General features: G+C 39.5%; 14 protein-coding genes. 6 read left to right on the top strand and 8 right to left on the bottom strand.

The annotated features are described in order from the left end of the window. Window positions 1-82: 82 nt before the first annotated feature. Window positions 83-928 carry a S1/P1 nuclease gene (locus CWC04_RS03960; protein ID WP_138684664.1) on the bottom strand — a complete coding sequence of 282 codons (846 nt, stop codon included), beginning with the start codon at window positions 926-928 and terminating at the stop codon, window positions 83-85. 233 nt (window positions 929-1,161) lie between these two features. Here CWC04_RS03960 and CWC04_RS03955 point away from each other — a divergent pair, with 233 nt between their 5' ends. Both CWC04_RS03955 and CWC04_RS03950 read left to right on the top strand, forming a co-directional pair. Continuing rightward, window positions 1,162-2,043: a type 2 periplasmic-binding domain-containing protein gene (locus CWC04_RS03955; protein WP_004588735.1), complete on the top strand. Its 882-nt coding sequence runs from the start codon at window positions 1,162-1,164 to the stop codon at window positions 2,041-2,043. Continuing rightward, on the top strand, window positions 2,036-2,980 hold the full coding sequence (locus CWC04_RS03950; RefSeq protein ID WP_164521649.1) for a hypothetical protein: 945 nt from the start codon (window positions 2,036-2,038) through the stop codon (window positions 2,978-2,980). Before CWC04_RS03955 ends, CWC04_RS03950 begins: the two co-directional genes overlap by 8 nt. A gap of 41 nt (window positions 2,981-3,021) precedes the next feature. Here CWC04_RS03950 and ushA read toward each other — a convergent pair whose 3' ends face one another. Continuing rightward, on the bottom strand, window positions 3,022-4,644 hold the full coding sequence (gene ushA / locus CWC04_RS03945) for a bifunctional UDP-sugar hydrolase/5'-nucleotidase UshA (protein ID WP_138684663.1): 1,623 nt from the start codon (window positions 4,642-4,644) through the stop codon (window positions 3,022-3,024). A gap of 296 nt (window positions 4,645-4,940) precedes the next feature. Here ushA and CWC04_RS03940 point away from each other — a divergent pair, with 296 nt between their 5' ends. After that, window positions 4,941-5,699, top strand: a complete 759-nt coding sequence (locus CWC04_RS03940; RefSeq protein ID WP_126009027.1) for a peptidylprolyl isomerase — start codon at window positions 4,941-4,943, stop codon at window positions 5,697-5,699. Window positions 5,700-5,747: 48 nt separating this feature from the next. Here CWC04_RS03940 and CWC04_RS03935 read toward each other — a convergent pair whose 3' ends face one another. Next, window positions 5,748-6,167 (bottom strand): MAPEG family protein, encoded by a 420-nt coding sequence (locus CWC04_RS03935; RefSeq protein WP_054981846.1) that lies wholly within the window; start codon window positions 6,165-6,167, stop codon window positions 5,748-5,750. Between the two features lie 168 nt (window positions 6,168-6,335). On the opposite strand from CWC04_RS03935, the gene CWC04_RS03930 reads away from it, so the two are divergent. After that, window positions 6,336-9,227: an insulinase family protein gene (locus CWC04_RS03930; protein WP_138684662.1), complete on the top strand. Its 2,892-nt coding sequence runs from the start codon at window positions 6,336-6,338 to the stop codon at window positions 9,225-9,227. A gap of 118 nt (window positions 9,228-9,345) precedes the next feature. Here the strand turns inward: CWC04_RS03930 and CWC04_RS03925 are convergent, their stop codons facing one another. After that, window positions 9,346-10,728, bottom strand: a complete 1,383-nt coding sequence (locus CWC04_RS03925; RefSeq protein WP_138684661.1) for a Na+/H+ antiporter NhaC family protein — start codon at window positions 10,726-10,728, stop codon at window positions 9,346-9,348. 286 nt (window positions 10,729-11,014) lie between these two features. Between CWC04_RS03925 and CWC04_RS03920 the strand changes: the two genes are divergently transcribed. Further along, window positions 11,015-11,515 carry a GNAT family N-acetyltransferase gene (locus CWC04_RS03920; protein ID WP_138684660.1) on the top strand — a complete coding sequence of 167 codons (501 nt, stop codon included), beginning with the start codon at window positions 11,015-11,017 and terminating at the stop codon, window positions 11,513-11,515. Here the strand turns inward: CWC04_RS03920 and CWC04_RS03915 are convergent. From CWC04_RS03915 to CWC04_RS03905, 3 genes are read right to left on the bottom strand one after another with little or no spacing between them, the layout of a single operon-like run. Next, on the bottom strand, window positions 11,512-12,120 hold the full coding sequence (locus CWC04_RS03915) for a PqiC family protein (protein WP_004588727.1): 609 nt from the start codon (window positions 12,118-12,120) through the stop codon (window positions 11,512-11,514). The genes CWC04_RS03920 and CWC04_RS03915 overlap by 4 nt on opposite strands. Beyond that, a complete protein-coding gene (pqiB, locus tag CWC04_RS03910; RefSeq protein ID WP_138684659.1) occupies window positions 12,120-13,775 on the bottom strand; it encodes an intermembrane transport protein PqiB in 1,656 nt (551 codons plus the stop codon). Before pqiB ends, CWC04_RS03915 begins: the two co-directional genes overlap by 1 nt. After that, the gene (locus CWC04_RS03905; protein WP_249326040.1) at window positions 13,772-14,938 is read right to left on the bottom strand and encodes a paraquat-inducible protein A; all 1,167 of its coding nucleotides are present in this window, start codon (window positions 14,936-14,938) and stop codon (window positions 13,772-13,774) included. The genes pqiB and CWC04_RS03905 overlap by 4 nt, the downstream gene beginning before the upstream one ends. A 167-nt stretch (window positions 14,939-15,105) precedes the next feature. Between CWC04_RS03905 and CWC04_RS03900 the strand changes: the two genes are divergently transcribed. Further along, window positions 15,106-15,834 (top strand): substrate-binding periplasmic protein, encoded by a 729-nt coding sequence (locus tag CWC04_RS03900; RefSeq protein WP_138684657.1) that lies wholly within the window; start codon window positions 15,106-15,108, stop codon window positions 15,832-15,834. Between the two features lie 24 nt (window positions 15,835-15,858). Here CWC04_RS03900 and CWC04_RS03895 read toward each other — a convergent pair whose 3' ends face one another. Beyond that, on the bottom strand, window positions 15,859-16,680 hold the full coding sequence (locus tag CWC04_RS03895) for a thioesterase family protein (protein WP_064386624.1): 822 nt from the start codon (window positions 16,678-16,680) through the stop codon (window positions 15,859-15,861). Window positions 16,681-16,906: the final 226 nt, after the last annotated feature.

Genomic DNA, 16,906 nt, shown 5'->3' with positions numbered 1-16,906 from the left:
TGTATTATTTTAGCTATACTCCAGAGAGTGTATAAACATAAATTAATTCCCGTGTGTAGGTTTTTTATTTATAGGTTGATTGTTATTTTGTCGTTATTTTTAATTTTTTATTCTCATCTGACGAATCAAATAAATAGTTTAATACACCCGCAAGCCTAACGCCTGCTTTTTGCAAACGCTGTTTAACAAGCGGATTGTATTTGAAAACATAACTATAGCTCACTTCATCACTGGTTGAGGTATAAATATCTTCGGCCAGTTTGTGAGATTCCATCAGCCAAGTAGTAGGGCTGCTGTTTAAGTATGTTTTAATTAATGCTGCATCGTTGGTATCTATAAACTGAGCGTATTCAGTGTAAGCTAAGTTTTCATTTTCTATTAATCCAGTGTCCCAAAGGCTATGCAAATTGGTTTCGTTGTCAAAAAAATCAACTTTAATTAAATTGCCGCCTCTATCTTCACTTCGCCCAGCATGAAATGGTTGATGGCTGTCGCCAACCAAGTGAACTAAAAACTTTAAAGCAAACTGTTTTTCATTAAGGGAAGAGGTAGATGACTGAAGTGTATTAATAGAGAAGTAAATACCTTCTAGAATATTTGTTACATCGTCTTTGCTGTGTGTATGTGCGTGATTTAGAGAAAGTGTTTTATTTTTAGGAAGGTTTATGTAATGCCAGCGTGAAGATTTTTTACGCCAAAATAGTTCAGGACTAGATCGCATTTCATCTGCCCAAGTAGAAATTTGAGCTAGGGATTGTCCTTCTAATAGTGGCAACAGGTTCTGCACTGTTTCGTCACTCAAATGTTGCTCAGCAATATGCCCAACAATTCGATGACCATTTTGACCCCACGCATACGCTTTAGAAGTTGTAAAAACAGCACCAATTATTAACGTTGTTGCTACGAGAGTAGCAATTTTAATGCGCATCAATGTTTCCTGCATTTATTTTTATTCACCTATTAGCTGGTGTAAACATTGTGATTGTTTTTGCTAAATATAGAAAGGAGTCAAGAGTATTCATTATTTCTTATTCATAATCGCATTAAATCAATAACTTACCTTTGATGGGTAAAATTACCTGTTGTAATAAGTAAATAATATTGTTCAAATAAAGCCTTAGCGTTGTTAGGTACATCTTATTGATGGGGTTTGGAAAGGTCATGTTACATAAACTGTCGTTTGTTACACTTTTGTTTCTGGTTATGGTTGCTGCATGGTCTGTTGGAAAGGTGAGCGTTAAAAGTGATGAAATAAATTTCCCAGAACTAATAAAAACGTCAACACAATGTTATACAACAGCCAGTGAAAACAAAAATCAGCTTATTGTATTTACGCCATCCCAAAGCGTGGCAGAGAAGCTTACAGAGTCTCTATGCCTTGATACCGTGGTAACGAAACAATACGGTTCAGTTAAAGGTTACTGGGGTGACAGTACAACGGAAAGCTTCGATTTTGTCGGCAAAGGGATTGCAGACCTCGTACTTGCAAAAAATAATATAATGGATGCCTTTAATGCAGAGCTAACTTATAACTATCAATCTGTGGTGGGCTTTTCTGATTACACCGCATTTTTTATCTCCTCAAAAGAGAAGCCACGTTTAACAAAACAATACTTTTTAGATAAGCGTATAGGCTTATTAGATTACCCTACAAGCCGCTCTGGCCATATACTTCCAAAGAAAATGTTTAAAGATTTAAATATCAACTTAGCCAATCTAGATATTACTTACGCCAGTTCGCACAGCGAGCTTCGTGACTTATTAGCTAATGGGCAGGTCGATATTATTGCGTCTTTTTGGAAAGAAAGTGATGCTGCTCGTTTTTCAAAAAATTATATAACCCCTTTAAGTAATAAAATTTCAGGTTCGCGCTGGTATCTAAAAATGCAGCAAAACAATACAGACCTTTTATGTGCTGTACAGCGTCATATTCTTGATATGTCAAAGGAGCAAACACTGAGTTATTACAAAGAGGCGCAATCGTACTGGGATTGCAGTTCAGAGCAGGTAACAGCTAAAGATGAGAGCGTTAAAAATGGATAAGTATAAATATGTTTTTTTTGGCTGCGCTGTTTTTATTATTAACTGTTTAGTGTTTTATGTGTCTGTAATTAATGAGCAGAGTGACGCAATTAAACGCCAGGTTATTGAAACCGAAAAACAAGTTGCACTGGATTTACCGTTAATTGCGCTCTCTAATGAGCTTTTAAAGCACTCGGGTAACCAACATGCAGTGCAAGACTACTTATTAAAGCTCAACGGCTATTTAGACAATAATCTTCGCTTAGTTAAAATTGTGCCAAAATCTGCTAAGCCTTTAACTTTAAAGCCAAACCAGTTTGTAAGAACACTCAAGTCGAGCACTACCCATGTCTCTTTAGTGTTTGAGAAAAACGCACAGTTTTGGTCAGAAAACAGGTTTTTAATTTGTTTGTTATTTTTGGTTTTGAGTATTTTATTTAGCAAATGGCTGAAGTCTATTATAGGTATGCCTGTAGATGCAAAAGGCCCATCACTGAACGCTGATACTGACTTAGGAAAACCAAAAGAGCTGGCATTGATCATTGATTTAAACACTAAAACACTCAGTAATAGTTATATGCCTGAGGCTACAGTGTGTTTAGCTAACAAACCGCTATGCTTTTATTTAGCATTAATAGAGTTTTGTCGTGATAATAAAGATGTTGTGCTAAATCAAAATAAATACGTGCCAGATGAGCTTATAGAGCTTGCTAATAAGTACTTTTATAGGTTGATTGAGCTTGGGCATACTATACGCAAGCGGCCAAATTTTAATAGCAGCTTAGAAAAAACACTCAGTGAGATTCGTGCAGCTCTTGACGAAGTCTTAAATGAACACCCTGATATGAAAGACATTTATTATCCGCCTAAAGCATATGGCGAGGGCTCTCGCTCACGTTTACACAGTTACGGCTTAATAAATATTGCAAAGGGAAACATAGAAATAAAAGGAAAGTAGTCAGCTACTTTCCTTAAACATTATCTTTTAATAACGTTTTGTTATTTAGGTGCAAACTGCGCAGCTTTAAGTGGACTATTTTGTGAGACAAAGGTTTTAAGTGCCTGGGCATCGGTTTCATCTGTGCTAACAAACCCTTTTAGTTTATTAATAGCAGGGTAACCGTCACCACCTGATGCGTTATAGCTATTTAAACTCATACGGTAAGTTTTATTTTCATCAAATGGCTTACCATCAATGAGTACACTGACTAATTTGCCATTTTTACGGGTAAACGCTAATTTGTGATATTGCAAATAGGCACCTGCATCAACAGGGAAGCTGGTCACTGTTTCTAAGTAGTTCCATAAATCACGCCCTTGCCAGTCCATGTAAGTAATGCGATTTTTAAACGGGTGTACTTTTAAAATATCTTTATAGCTAATATCGCCAGCTTCAATAGAGCTTCTTATTCCGCCACCACTAATAAGGCCAAAGTCGGCGCCAACTACATTCATTTGTGCTTGTATAATCACACGCGCTAAATTAGTTTGTTGGTAACGTACCTTGTTTCTATCGCCCTCTAAACGCGCATCAACACTGCCAATTTTACCTGCAATTTGTTTTGCGCCTTTTGCTTGGTAACTTGCTAAAAAAGCTTCTAGGGTCGGATCGGGTTTAATGTATTCGTTGGCTAATACTTGTTTACTAGACCCATCGGCTTGAATTTCATCAACATATAAATTAACTGGCAACAATTTATAATCGAGTAGGGTGAGCTTTTCGTTTTCTAGCTTAAACTCTGCCTTACCCACATACTTGCCCCACTCATGTGCTTGCATAATCCATGTGCCGTTTTGCTGATCGGGCTTACACGCAAGACCGGGTTTAAAGTTATCGTCATTCTTATTTTTAGCTGCCATACAAACCGGCTCTTGCGAGTGACCACCAATAATCATATCTAAGGTATTAGCGGGTAAAGAGCGGGCAAGTGTGACATCGCCCGGGGCATTAATCCCAAAGTTTGCATCTACATAATGGCCCATGTGAGTAAGTGCAATAGTGATATCGGGGTTGTATTGCTCATTAATTTTTTTAGCGAGAGCTGCCGTCACATCAACGGGGTCTTTAAATTCTAAATGGCCAATATATTGTGGGTTAGCTATTTTAGCGGTGTCTGTAGTGGTAAGTCCTATAACCGCAATTTTTAAGCCCCCCTTTTCAAAAATTTTATAGCCTTGAAATGCGCTTTCCCCAGTTGCTTTGTCAAAAATATTTGCAGACAGTAAAGGAAAGGTAGCCCATTGCTGCTGCTTACTTAAAACGCTCAGTGGGTTATCAAATTCATGGTTACCAATTGCCATAGCATCGTAACCGAGTAACGACATCCCCTTAAAGTCAGGCTCTGCGTGTTGTAAGTCTGACTCAGGTATACCGGTGTTAATATCACCGCCAGAAAGCAGCAATACTGCATGGCCTTGCTGTTGAGCTTTGTTACGTAAAGCGTCAATTAACGTTTTACGCGCTGCCATACCATATTCACCTTTTTCGTTATGCCAAAAGCGCCCGTGATTATCGTTAGTATGTAATACAGTAATATACTGTGGGGCAGTGGAGGTGTTTAAAGGTGAGTTTGTACAACCTATAACAGATAAAATAACTGAAAATAAAATAATTATACGCATGAAATACCCATTTATTATGGTGTGCTTAATTTATTAGGCGGTTAGTTTAAACTAATTTAGCGATAAATAACGTACTTATTTTATACTTTTTTATATTCGAGTTTTAAAAGTAATATTAAATTATTAAATGCTTTTACACAAAGCGAATACAGCGAGTGTTATTTAAAAGAATATGTAATGAAGTGTAACTAAAAGGGTGTTAATTGTAGTTGTGCCTTTTAAATGCTTTTTCTTGGCGTATAGTGTGGATTATAATTAACACTTAATTTAAATAACAATAACAAAAAGGACTCATAATGAAAAAGTGCCTGATTGGCTCACTACTTGCGTTTTCGTGCTTTACTAGCCAAGCCACTATTGTTGAAATGCAAACTTCGCACGGGGTGATAGAGCTTAACTTGTTTGATCAACAAGCCCCCAATACGGTTGCTAACTTTTTAAGTTATATTGAAGATGACGCATACAACCAAACCGTAATACACCGCTCAGTCAGCGACTTTGTAATACAAGGTGGTGGCTTTACATTTACCGACGAATTAGTGCCAATAACCACCAAGCCTGCTGTTGTTAATGAGCCTGTTTTATCTAATGTGAAGGGCACAATCGCGATGGCTAAATTAGCCAACGATGAAAACAGCGCAACGAGCCAGTGGTTTTTTAATGTGGTTGATAATAGCGAAGCGCTTGATACTCAAAATGGCGGTTTTACAGTATTTGGACAAATTACAGCGCAAAGCCAAGCTACGCTCGATAATATTGCTGGATTGGTACACTGCGGCGATATCCCGTTGGTTGATATAACCAGTGAACAATGCTCAAGTAGCGACGTCGCTCTGAGCAGCGCTAACTTTGTAACTATTAATAGTGTGGTGGTATTAGATGACGACCCGCTTTCATCTGCCAACTTAAACCCAACAGCCAATACATTAATAAGCCAAGACGATTCATCAGCAGAGGCTGGCTCATCGAGCAGTTCGGGTGGGAGTATGGGTATTGGTTTTTGCTTAATTGCACTGCTTGGTGTGGGTAAACGCTTAAAACGCGCTAAATACTAATTATGTGTTAAACAGTAAATAAAAAAGCGGCTAATTAAGCCGCTTTTACTAAAATGCTAAAATTCGCCAAACAATCGCAAGCCATAAAGCAAACACACTGGCGCAGCCTAGTAAAAAAACATTAAAGCGCAGTCTTACATTATTACTGCCAATATGAATAACCGTATGCACAATACGCGAAATAACAAATAAGCACGCAAGCGCAGTAATTAAGTAGCTAGCGCTGTTAAGTTGCAATGCAACAATACAACCGATATAAAAAAGCACTGGTATTTCAAACTGATTGGTAAAGTTTCTATCAGCTACGCGTACGGTATCGCCTGCGTTATCAAGGCGCATGGTTTTAAAATCGCTCAACTGTAATTGTTTGTTTTTTGCAGCAGCAAAGCGTCGCTTGCCCATAATTAACATTACAACGAGCGATAACGTTACTTGTGCAAACATGGCGAGTATTATTATTTTTTCCATCCTATTTCCTTCGTTATTATTTTACTGACTTTAAGTATGCAGGTGTTTTTCACAATGTGTTACATAAATTAGTATTATTTTGTGGTAAACCCTTAATTGTTAGTGTTAATTTAGCTCTATTACGTTGTTTTGAGCGCATCCTAAGCGCAATTTTAATGGAAAAACATAATGAAAAAAATTCTTGGTTTTAGCGTCATCGCTTTAGCAGTTTTAAGTGGCTGTACAAATACATCATCTACCTCATCGGTTGCTAGTTCTTCGCAAAGCTTCTTACTCTCAGACACATTAGTTGTAAGCCCAAATGATACGCGTGAATATAAAACTCTTACCCTCGAAAACGAAATAGAAGTCATTTTAGTCTCTGATCCAAGCGCTGAAAAATCAGCAGCATCGCTAAGTGTAGGCGTAGGCTTACTACACGACCCTATGATGCAGCAAGGTATGGCACATTACTTAGAGCATATGCTTTTTTTAGGCACAGAGCGCTACCCCGATACAAAAGGCTACTCTGACTTTATGACCAAAAATGGCGGGGTAAATAATGCGTATACCTGGCTCGATATTACCAACTACATGTTTAAAATTAATAACGATGCCTTTGATGAAGCGCTAGACCGTTTTGCTGATTTTTTTAAAGCCCCTAAGCTGTACCCTGAATATGCAGATAAAGAAAAAAACGCTGTAAATGCCGAGTGGTCGATGCGCCGCGAAATGGACTTTTTTGGCCAGTTTAAACTTGCCCGTAAAATGATGGGTGATCACCCGGCAAATCGCTTTTTAATTGGTAACCTAGAAACGCTAGGAGACAAAGAAGGCAGCCAATTACACAAAGAAACGGTCGACTTTTACAATAAATACTATTCATCAAATATCATGAAAGTGGCGCTTATTTCAAACTTGCCAATTGAGCAAATGGAGCAAAAAGCAAAAACTTATTTTGCCGATATCGAAAATAAACACATTGAAAAGCCAACCGTTACTGCAGAGCTTGATTTTGATAAAGCCGGTGGCAAAAAAGTATATTACTCACCTAATGAAGACGTAAAACAGCTGCAACTTGAGTTTACGATTAATAACAACAGCAGCGACTTTGCGGTTAAACCTAACCGTTATGTCAGTTATTTATTAAGTAATGAGATGCCAGGTAGCCCGGCACAATTACTACGCGACAAAGGCTGGGTATCGCAATTAACAGCGTCTCCTTCTCCTAGTCAGTACGGCAATTACGGCGCGCTTACTATTTCGCTAGAATTAACCGATGAAGGCATGAAAAACCGCGAAACAATTGTCGCAACTATTATGCAATACATTGAACTGATTAAAAAAGAAGGTGTAGATGCTAAGTACTTTAATGAAATTCGTACATCACTTAGCAATCAATTTAAGTTTTTAGAAAAAGGCGATGAGTTTAGCTATGTCAGCGCGCTTACTGGTAGCATGCAAGATTACCCATTAAATCATGCCATTGATGCACCTTACTATTATGCCAAATTTGACGCAGAGGCGATAAACGAGGTACTTAAACAATTAAATGCCGATACGCTGCGCGTTTGGTATATTTCGCAACAAGAAGAAACCGACTCGCAACTGCATTTTTATGATGGTAAATACCGCATAGAAGATATTAGCGATGCCGAAATTGCCAGTTGGAAAACATCAAGCGAGTTTAAGCTTGCTTTACCAAGTGTAAATAACTTACTACCTGAAAGCTTCGCGATTAAAACAGCTGAGTTTAAAGAGCAGAAACACCCTAAACTGGCTTACGATAAAAACGGCGTAAAAGTATGGCGCCAAGCAAGCCAAAAATTTGCTGCCCAGCCTAAGGGGTTGGTTGAGGTATATATTAATACCCAACCAGGCTTAAATGATATTAATGCTGAAGTACTTTACTCAGTATGGGCCGACTTATATAACATTCAACAAAGCCAACTAAGCACCGAAGCCGCCATTGCCGGCATGAGTGTAAACCTTGCGCCAAGTAATGGTTTAGTTTTATCAATGAGTGGCTTTACCGATAAGCAAGATGTACTTTTAAAACAAGCGCTAAGCGGGTTAAAAGCCGACGTAACTGCACAAGCATTTACCCAAGCAATTGATCGCTATATACGTGGTTTGTTAAATCAGCAAAAGCAATTTCCGTATGCACAAGCATTTGGCGCCTACTCTAAACTTATCCGCACAGGCAGCTTTGATACAGAGGCACTGATAAAAGCGGCAGAATCGCTAAGCGTTGCCGATTTAAACAAGCTAAAAACAGCCACATTTGCCACCAACGATTTACGTGTATTTAGCTACGGTAATTACAACCAACAAGATATAGAATCGATAGCCACTGAGTTAAGTGCCACTTTACCAAGCAATCATACATCGAGTGAGTTTGCGCGTAGTAAAGCATGGTTACCACAGCCAGGCGAAACGCGAGTATTGCAAAAAGATATTGATGTTGCTGATGTGGCAGTTGTTGATATGACTGTTCACCCAGTGCCAGGGTATAAACAAAAAGCGCAAGCTGCGGTGTTACAAAGCCACTTTAGAACCATTGCATTTGATAAAATGCGTACCGAAGAGCAACTTGCATACGCCGTAGGCGCGCTGGCTCGCCCAATAGAGGATTACTCGGCAATTGGCTTGTTTATTCAAACACCTGTTAAAGGGCCAAAAGAAATACAGGCACGTTTTGATCAATTCAAAAAAGAGTACGCGGTAGAGCTTGATAATATGAGCTTAGATACTTTTGCTCAACTTAAAAATGCCACGCTTGTATCACTAAAAGAGCAGCCTAAAAACCTAAGCGATGAAATGGGGCCACTTATTACTGATTGGTATCGCGAAAACTTTAACTTTGACTCTAAGCAAAAGCTAATTGATGAAGTTGAAAAAGTAACGCTTGAGGATATTAAGCAGTACTACAAACAAACTATGTTAAACCCACAAGCCGCACGTTTAAATGTGCAGTTACGTGGTACTAAGTTTGTAGAAAGCGACTTTGCTGATTTACCAAATCAAACCAAAATTCAATCGCTTGAAACCTATTACAATGGTATTAAATTACAAAAATAAGCTATATATATTTATACAGCTAAAAGAATGCCAATCCGCTTAATTAAGTATTATTGTGGATTGGTAAAACACCCCAATGTAGTACTACATTGGGGTGTTTTATTTAAATTAACTTAATTTATGCCATAACAATAAAGCCGACAACGGCAAGTGCCGCGGCAACTAATGTATAAGGCAGTTGCGTTACTGCATGGCTCATTAAATTACAGCCAGAGCCTTGTGCTGCAAGTACGGTAGAGTCTGAGTAAAAACAGGCTTGGCTACCAAATGATGAGGCCGATAACAACGCGCCAATAACCAGTGGAATATTAGCGTCAACGGCAGTTGCCAGTGGCATAACTATTGGGATCGACACAGCAAAAATACCCCAACTAGAGCCTGTAGCAAACGCTAACACCGCCATAGCAATAAATACCACCGCCGGTAAGTATTGTGCAGTCATGTACGGGCTCAAACTACCGATCACAAACTGCGGTAAGCTAATTAAGTCGCACACATCTTTAAATATAAATGCCGCTATTACAGTGCCAATAGCCGGTATCATGCTTTTAAAGCCATCAAGCATGCGCTCTATCATTTCGCTAAAGCTCATTAATTTTTGTAGTGCATAAAAAGGAAGCGTTACCGCCATAGTTGCCAATAAGCCTTTATATACATCTATTTCAAAGTAAACTGTAAAGGCTACTAGTAAAATTATAGGCAGTAAAAAGTTGTGTAATTTTCCTTTAGGGTCGGCATCTTCAAAGCTTTCTTCTACTGCTTTTACAGCGTATTCGTCGGCTGTTTGAATATCACTAAATTGCGCAGGGTCTACAGTGGCTTGCTCAACTTGCGCTAACCTTTCGGCTTTTTTCATAGGCCCAATAGCAGGTATAACACCCAGTACCACTAACAAAACCACCAATACTGCAAACCAGGCGTAAAACATATAAGGAATGGCTTGAATATAAACCGCAATGCCTTTGCCCTCCTCGGCAATGCCGTTATCGACTAACAAGCCGCCAAAAAATACCGCCCAAGTCGATAAAGGGACAAGTACGCAAATAGGTGCCGCTGTTGAATCTACAACGTAGGCGAGCATTTCTCGGCTAACTTTAAATTTATCGGTAATGCGTTTCATCGTTTCACCAACGGTAAGCGCATTTAAATAGTCATCAATAAAAATAACCACACCTAAACAAAAGGTCATAAATAAAGAAGAGCGTTTACCTTTAGTGTATTTTAGCGCTAATTTGCCAAACGCCGACGCACCGCCAGTGCGCACTAATAAAGCGATTAAAGCGCCAAAGCCTCCGCACACGAGTATTAACCAACCTATGGTTTCGTCGGTCATTACTTTAAGTGATGTGCTGGCAAAGTTAGCAAGCACCTGAGCTGGGTCGGCTATTACTAAGCCAACTAAAGCGCCAATAAGTAAAGATAAAATAGGGCGGCGTAAAACAACAGCCAATACCACAACCACCGCTGGTGGCAGTAAACTTAATGCAGAAGGTTCAAGCATTTAAAGATTCACAAAATTAAAAGCATATTTAAATAATAAATTGCTTAACAAAAACAAAGCAGGTAATAGTTATTACGTGCCAAGTCACTGCTTTTGCCGCGTAGGGTGCTTTGCTGTTATGTTAAATTAATAGCGAAAGGGAAACGCGTTGGCTTTGGCGCCAGACGGTGCAAGAGAAGCATGCCGCTATTGTTGTGCCTGTAAAAACATCGGCGCAAAAATAATCCGGTTTTGTATTTCAGTCAATAAAAATTTACGTACAAAATAACTTTTTATAGGAGATAACGTGGAGGCCGTATTTAAAACCCAACGTTTATTATTACGCTATGCAAATGAGCACGATGCAGCCATGTTACTTACTTTGGTGAATCAGCCAAATTTTATAAAATATATTGGCGATAAAGCCATTTATACGCACAGCGATGCCACGCGCTACATTGAGCAATCGTTTAGGGCATCCCATAAACACCAAGGGTTTGGCCCTTATATTATTACTTTACACAATAGTGAAGTACTAGGAGTTGTGGGCTTTTATAAACGCGACGTACTGCAACTGCCAGATTTAGGTTTTGCCTTGTTAACCCGTTATGAGAAAAACGGTTATATTTTTGAAGCGGCCAAAGCGCTATTACATAATAGGCACGCACTTGGGATAAAGCAGGTCAGTGCTATCTGCGCAGCTAATAACACCGCTTCTCAGTGCGTATTATTAAAGTTAGGTTTTAATAGGGTAGGCAAGGCGGTTATTAATAATGATAAAACCGCCATAATTATATATGCTTATTAAAGACGCGCTTGCTCTATGGCTTTTGCTACGCTTAGGTTTATGTTTTGCCAAGTTTGCTCAAGGGTAGCCACTAAGCCATCGTAACCATCATCTTCTATTGGAACTACATGCGAAAAATTATGCACACTAATCAGGCTGCGGCCGGTTTCTGGGTGGGTGTAATATAAGCGCCACAGGCCAGAAATATCAGCGTTGCCTTGCATATCACCATTAAAGTGGTGCACTTCATATTCAAGCTCGTAAAACGTTTGCTGATCAAGCTCGGTAATTACCGGTAAGCCCTTAATAACCATCCAATTAGGCATTGCATTAAAAAGGGTTTGTTGCGCTGTAGCGGTGAGCATCACATCGGGCGATTCACCCCATAGGTTGTAATTTGCCGCATGAATTTGGTTGCTATCAATTTTCATTGCTATGCCCAAATTATTTAATGCGCCTCTAAGGGCTACAGTTTGCACTCTTAATTGGGCATCAGTTTCTTTTACATGGCGTGATGATGAAGCAATGGGTTGTTCAAACTGATAATACTGCGTTGCGGTTTGAATTGACGCACTGCACCCTGCAAGGGTAATTAACACGGTTATGGCTAAAAATAAGTGTTTCATTATTGCTTCCTTGGTTGTGGATCAGCAGGGAGTGCTTTATCAAAAATAAACATATTAGGTTGTTCGTTTAAACCCCGTGTAAGAGGCTGAATTTCTTCACTTAAGCGTTTAAATTCAAGCAAGGTTTGCTGTAATTGATGATGAAACTCAGAGCCGGCCTGATAACTTGCCATGGTTTTATCAAATTGACGCATGGTCACTTCAAACTGCTCCATACTTTTGGTCATTTTATCAAAGTTACGGTTAAAGTCGCCGGGTAAGTTTTGGGTATCTTTTTGGCTTAATAACGCACGCATTTCGTTAGCAAGCGCTTGGTAGTCACTAAATGTAGCCTGCATTTGCGCTAGGCTGTCTTCAATTTTTAAATCGTTTACCTTGTTAAGCACATCCGAGACCTGATCGGCAAGCACCGTAATGCCGCTAGAAATACTCGGAAATACATCATATTGGGCAAGTTTTGCTAAATGCGCTTTTGGTGCGTCGGGGTATATATCAAAATCTACATACACTGCGCCAGTTAAAAGGTTGCCGGGTTTTAAAGAAGCGCGCATACCATTTTTTATCCAGCCGGTTAGGCTACTTTGCCAAAACTCTTTGGCCGCTGCGCTATCGTGATATAAACGACCATACTCTATTTTAATCAGTACCGGCACCGCTGTATTATGGTTTTTAAAATGTGCAGGTTTACCATTAACAATAACGTTAGCGGGGGCTTCTACCACGGTACCAATTCGGGTGCCGCGATATTCCACAGGAGCGCCGGGTCTTAGGCCACGTATAGATTGTTCAAAATCAATAATGTAGTAATCAAAGTCGTAAAAGCGCTCTTCTAGTGCTTCTTTGTAGCTTTGGCTTAGCGAAAAGTTGTGGCCGTCTTGGGCTAAGTCACCTGGGGCTTGTTGCTCTGGCAAGCCAACCGAAATACCGCCTTTGAGGAGTTTACTTAATGAGCCGGTACTTATATTAATACCATCGGCCGACAAATCTATTTCAATGCCGGCATTAACCCAAAATATAGAGTTTAATGTTATGAGGTTTTGATACGGTTCGTTAATAAAAATACCGTACTTCATTGCTTGGTTTTTCCAGTCAAAAGTAGCGGTTTCTATTTGGCCTATTTTATAGTTTTTAAAAAATATCCCAGTGCTTACCTCTAGCACTTCAGCGTTGTAGCTGAGTAACTGAAAACGCCCACCTTTTACATCTTTACCAATAAGGGCTGGCTCGTCTTGTAATACAAAACGCTCTTTTAGTTTTTTACTCTCCCCCGGTGAAAACTCTAAATAAACACCCGACAAAAGCGTACTCATACCACTAATGCCCGTTTCGTCTATACGAGGTTTAACAACCCAAATTTTGGCATCCTCGGTGAGGAGCTCATTATAGTTTTTGTCTATTTGTGCGCGGGCAATAACGCTATCTTGCGAGTCAGAAAGGCGTATAGCATCAATTTGACCAATTTTAACACTGCGCACTTTTATTTCTGTTTTACCTGCAATAATGCCCTCTGCGTGGGGCATTTTTATATAAATAGTAGGGCCTACATTTGCTTGGTATTGATACAACATCCATATACCAACTAATAAGGCTATCAGTGGAATAATCCAAATAGCAGAAATTTTTGGTTTTGTTGTTACATTAGCCGTTTCGGTCATGCTTTATTCTCTGAATGTTTGTTTTTTGGTGTATCCCACAACAAGCGCGGATCAAACGCATGTGCAGCCATCATTTGGCATATTACCATAACAGTAAAAAATACAATGCCTAGCCCTGGGGTAATTGACATTAAGTTGCCTAGTTGCACTAAGGCAACGAGTATAGCAACAACAAATACATCGATCATTGACCATTTGCCAATAAATTCAGTAAGTTGATAAATTTTAGTATAGCCTTTTGTGTGCTTGTTAGCAGGTTTTGCCACCATAATGCATAAAAAGCTAAGCACAAAGGCTTTGGCCAGTGGCACCACTACGCTGGCCAAAAATATAATGGCAGCAATGGGGTAGGAACCACTTTTCCAAAGTGTCAGTACGCCGCCAATTAAGGTTGACGGTGACACATCACCCAGGCTGGTGGTATGCATTATTGGTAATAGATTTGCAGGTATGTAACACAGTACAGAGGTCACCAACCAAGCCGTTGCTTTTTGAACACTGTTGGGGTTTCTTACATGGGTTTTAGTGTGACAGCGCGGGCAAATACTACTTTTACACAGTTGATGGCATACGTGGCAAGCTTTAATGTTTTGATCAATAGCGCGTTTGGCATGTGCTGCGTCTTCGAGTGTTGTTGCTGGTTTAATATGTGCCCATAAGCGCTGCTTATTTAAATGGGCAAGCGCCGCAATGTACATAATAACAAAGCCAATATATGCCCAAAAGCTGGTGCCAAAACTAATGTCGGCAAGCGACATAATTTTAACCATGCTTACTAACACGCCAATTAAAAATATTTCAGACATGATCCACGGCTCAAGGGCCAAGGTAAACTTGAGCAATCGCCTAGCGATGGCCTCAGGCAAAGATTGCAAAAGCCCAAGATGCATAGGAATAAGAATGATCAGTAAGCTCATTGGCAGCGCAATAATGCTTAAATCAATAAATAAGCCAAGTAACTCACTGTCGTAATTAAATAAAATTCGGGCAGCATCGGGCAGGGTGATGGTTTGCGTTATTCCGCTGCTACTAAATGAAATAAACGGGTAAAACATGCTGCTTAATAGCATTAGTAATGAGCCAATACTTAGCGCAACTACTTTACTGTCGTTGTTTACATCACCTTCGCACAACTTATGGTGACAATGCGGGCACACGGCCATTTGCTTATCGGCTATTGCGGGTATATCAATTATTAGGTCGCAGCACGGGCAAATTGTTTGCAAGTTATAACCATCAAAGAAGAATGTTTACGCAATTTTGCTATATTTAAGTTATTAATACAACGCGATTCATCATTAAGCGCAATAACAATACGTCAAGGATAGATGTGAGGCTGTTATTACTTTGCTTTATTACCTGTTTTTTTATAAGCCCGCCAGTGTCTGCCGCTTGGCAAAAACAGCCAATTGTGATTGCTGCCAGTGCGACTATTCCTCCCTATGTAATAGAAAAAACAGATACGGGTATACAACGTAATATAATTAAAGCGGCACTTATTGAGCAGGGCTTAGATAATATTGTGGTTATTTACATGTCTAACAAGCGCGCCGAGCAGCAACTGCATAGCGGTAATGTGGATATACTGCTTAATTACGCAGGAAAGCGCGGCGCAGGTATTTACCCTAGTTATCAGCCAGTATTGAGTTACAAAAATGTGGCGGTATCACTTAAAAAGCGCAACTTTACTATTGAGACTATAAAAGAGCTAAACAATAAAAGTGTATTAGGATTTCAACATGCGACAGCTTATTTACCACCCCCATTTGCAAAAGGGGTTGCTCAGTTTGCAAGTTATGAAGAAGTAGTCAATCAGCGTGCGCAAGTCGATAGGCTAATGAAAGACTGGGTGGATGTAATTATCCTCGATGAGCGCATATTTCATTACTATAATAATGACTATGCGCACTCATTACCCGTTAATATTCACCCAATTTTTCCAAAAGCCCCACGCCCTGCTTATTTTAACAACGCAGTGCTGCAAAAAACATTTGATAAAGGCCTGCTAACTATAAAAGCAAAGGGAAAATATCAACAAATAATGAGTGGTTACCACTAAGCTCATTAGTAAGCTAAGCGGTACTTAATCAAACAAAGCAACGGTTTGACGTGTCAAAGCTATTAGCTCCCCCGATTGCGACCAAATACAGCCATCTTCTAAGCCATAACCCCCTTTAGCATGATGTGTAATTGCTTCAAAGCCTAACCATTCACCGGGTGTAAGCGTTGGCTCTTGCACAAATTCTAAATACCACGACATGCTACTTGCAGGAGCCGGCTGTTTAAACATTTGTAATAATGTAGGAGGCCATGCATCGGTAAGGGCTATTATATGTGCTTCGGTAATTGCCTCTGGGGTATGTTTAAAGCGCATCCAGCCGCCTAAATGCGAGGTCTGTGCAGCGCTAAAAGGCATAGCGCCTTGTTGCGGACATAAATCAACATGCTGAAAAAACTCAGGCATTTGCCCTTCAATAAACGGCAATGTATGACGTGCATCCACAGGCTTTAATCCCATTTCTTTACTAACCGGTACATTAACACCCGATTGCCTATCAATAGCAAAACACGCTTGGACAATAACGCACACTTGTTCACTCTGAATCACTTTAGCTAATACCTGAGTACTGCTTTTACCTTGGCGTAAAATTTCAACTGACAAGGAAAAAGGCGTGTCGGCAAGCAGCGGCCCAACAAAATTAGTGCTCAAAGACAGTAATCGTCTACTTGGGTCAATGTGTTTTCTGATTGCTTGATAAAGTAGTGCAGCAGAAAGGCCACCAAAAGCGGTTCTACCTTGGCACCAATTAGCAGGAAACTCCATTGTATTGCTGTTATTGGCAAGCGAAGCGGAAGAAGAGTTTGAAATAGCAGAGGCTTGTTTTAATAAGTCATCAAAATGCATCGTTAATATCCTTGAAATTATCATTATCAGACATATATAGCACATAACAACTGGTCAGACTAGTTGTGTTGAATAGGTGTATTTGGCGTAAAAAACATCAAACCCTACTTTTATTAAGGTTTTTTGTTAAATAAATTACAAAAAATGAATTTTTTTTCATTTTTACAGTTGAATTAACTTTGTGGCATCCCTATTTACTAGTCATCGAACGTATTAACGAATTTGA

This window comes from Pseudoalteromonas sp. S2893, assembly GCF_005887105.1.
Taxonomy (GTDB): domain Bacteria; phylum Pseudomonadota; class Gammaproteobacteria; order Enterobacterales; family Alteromonadaceae; genus Pseudoalteromonas; species Pseudoalteromonas atlantica.
The sequence above is the reverse complement of the archived record's forward strand: the minus strand, read 5'-3'. Positions and strand labels throughout refer to the sequence as shown.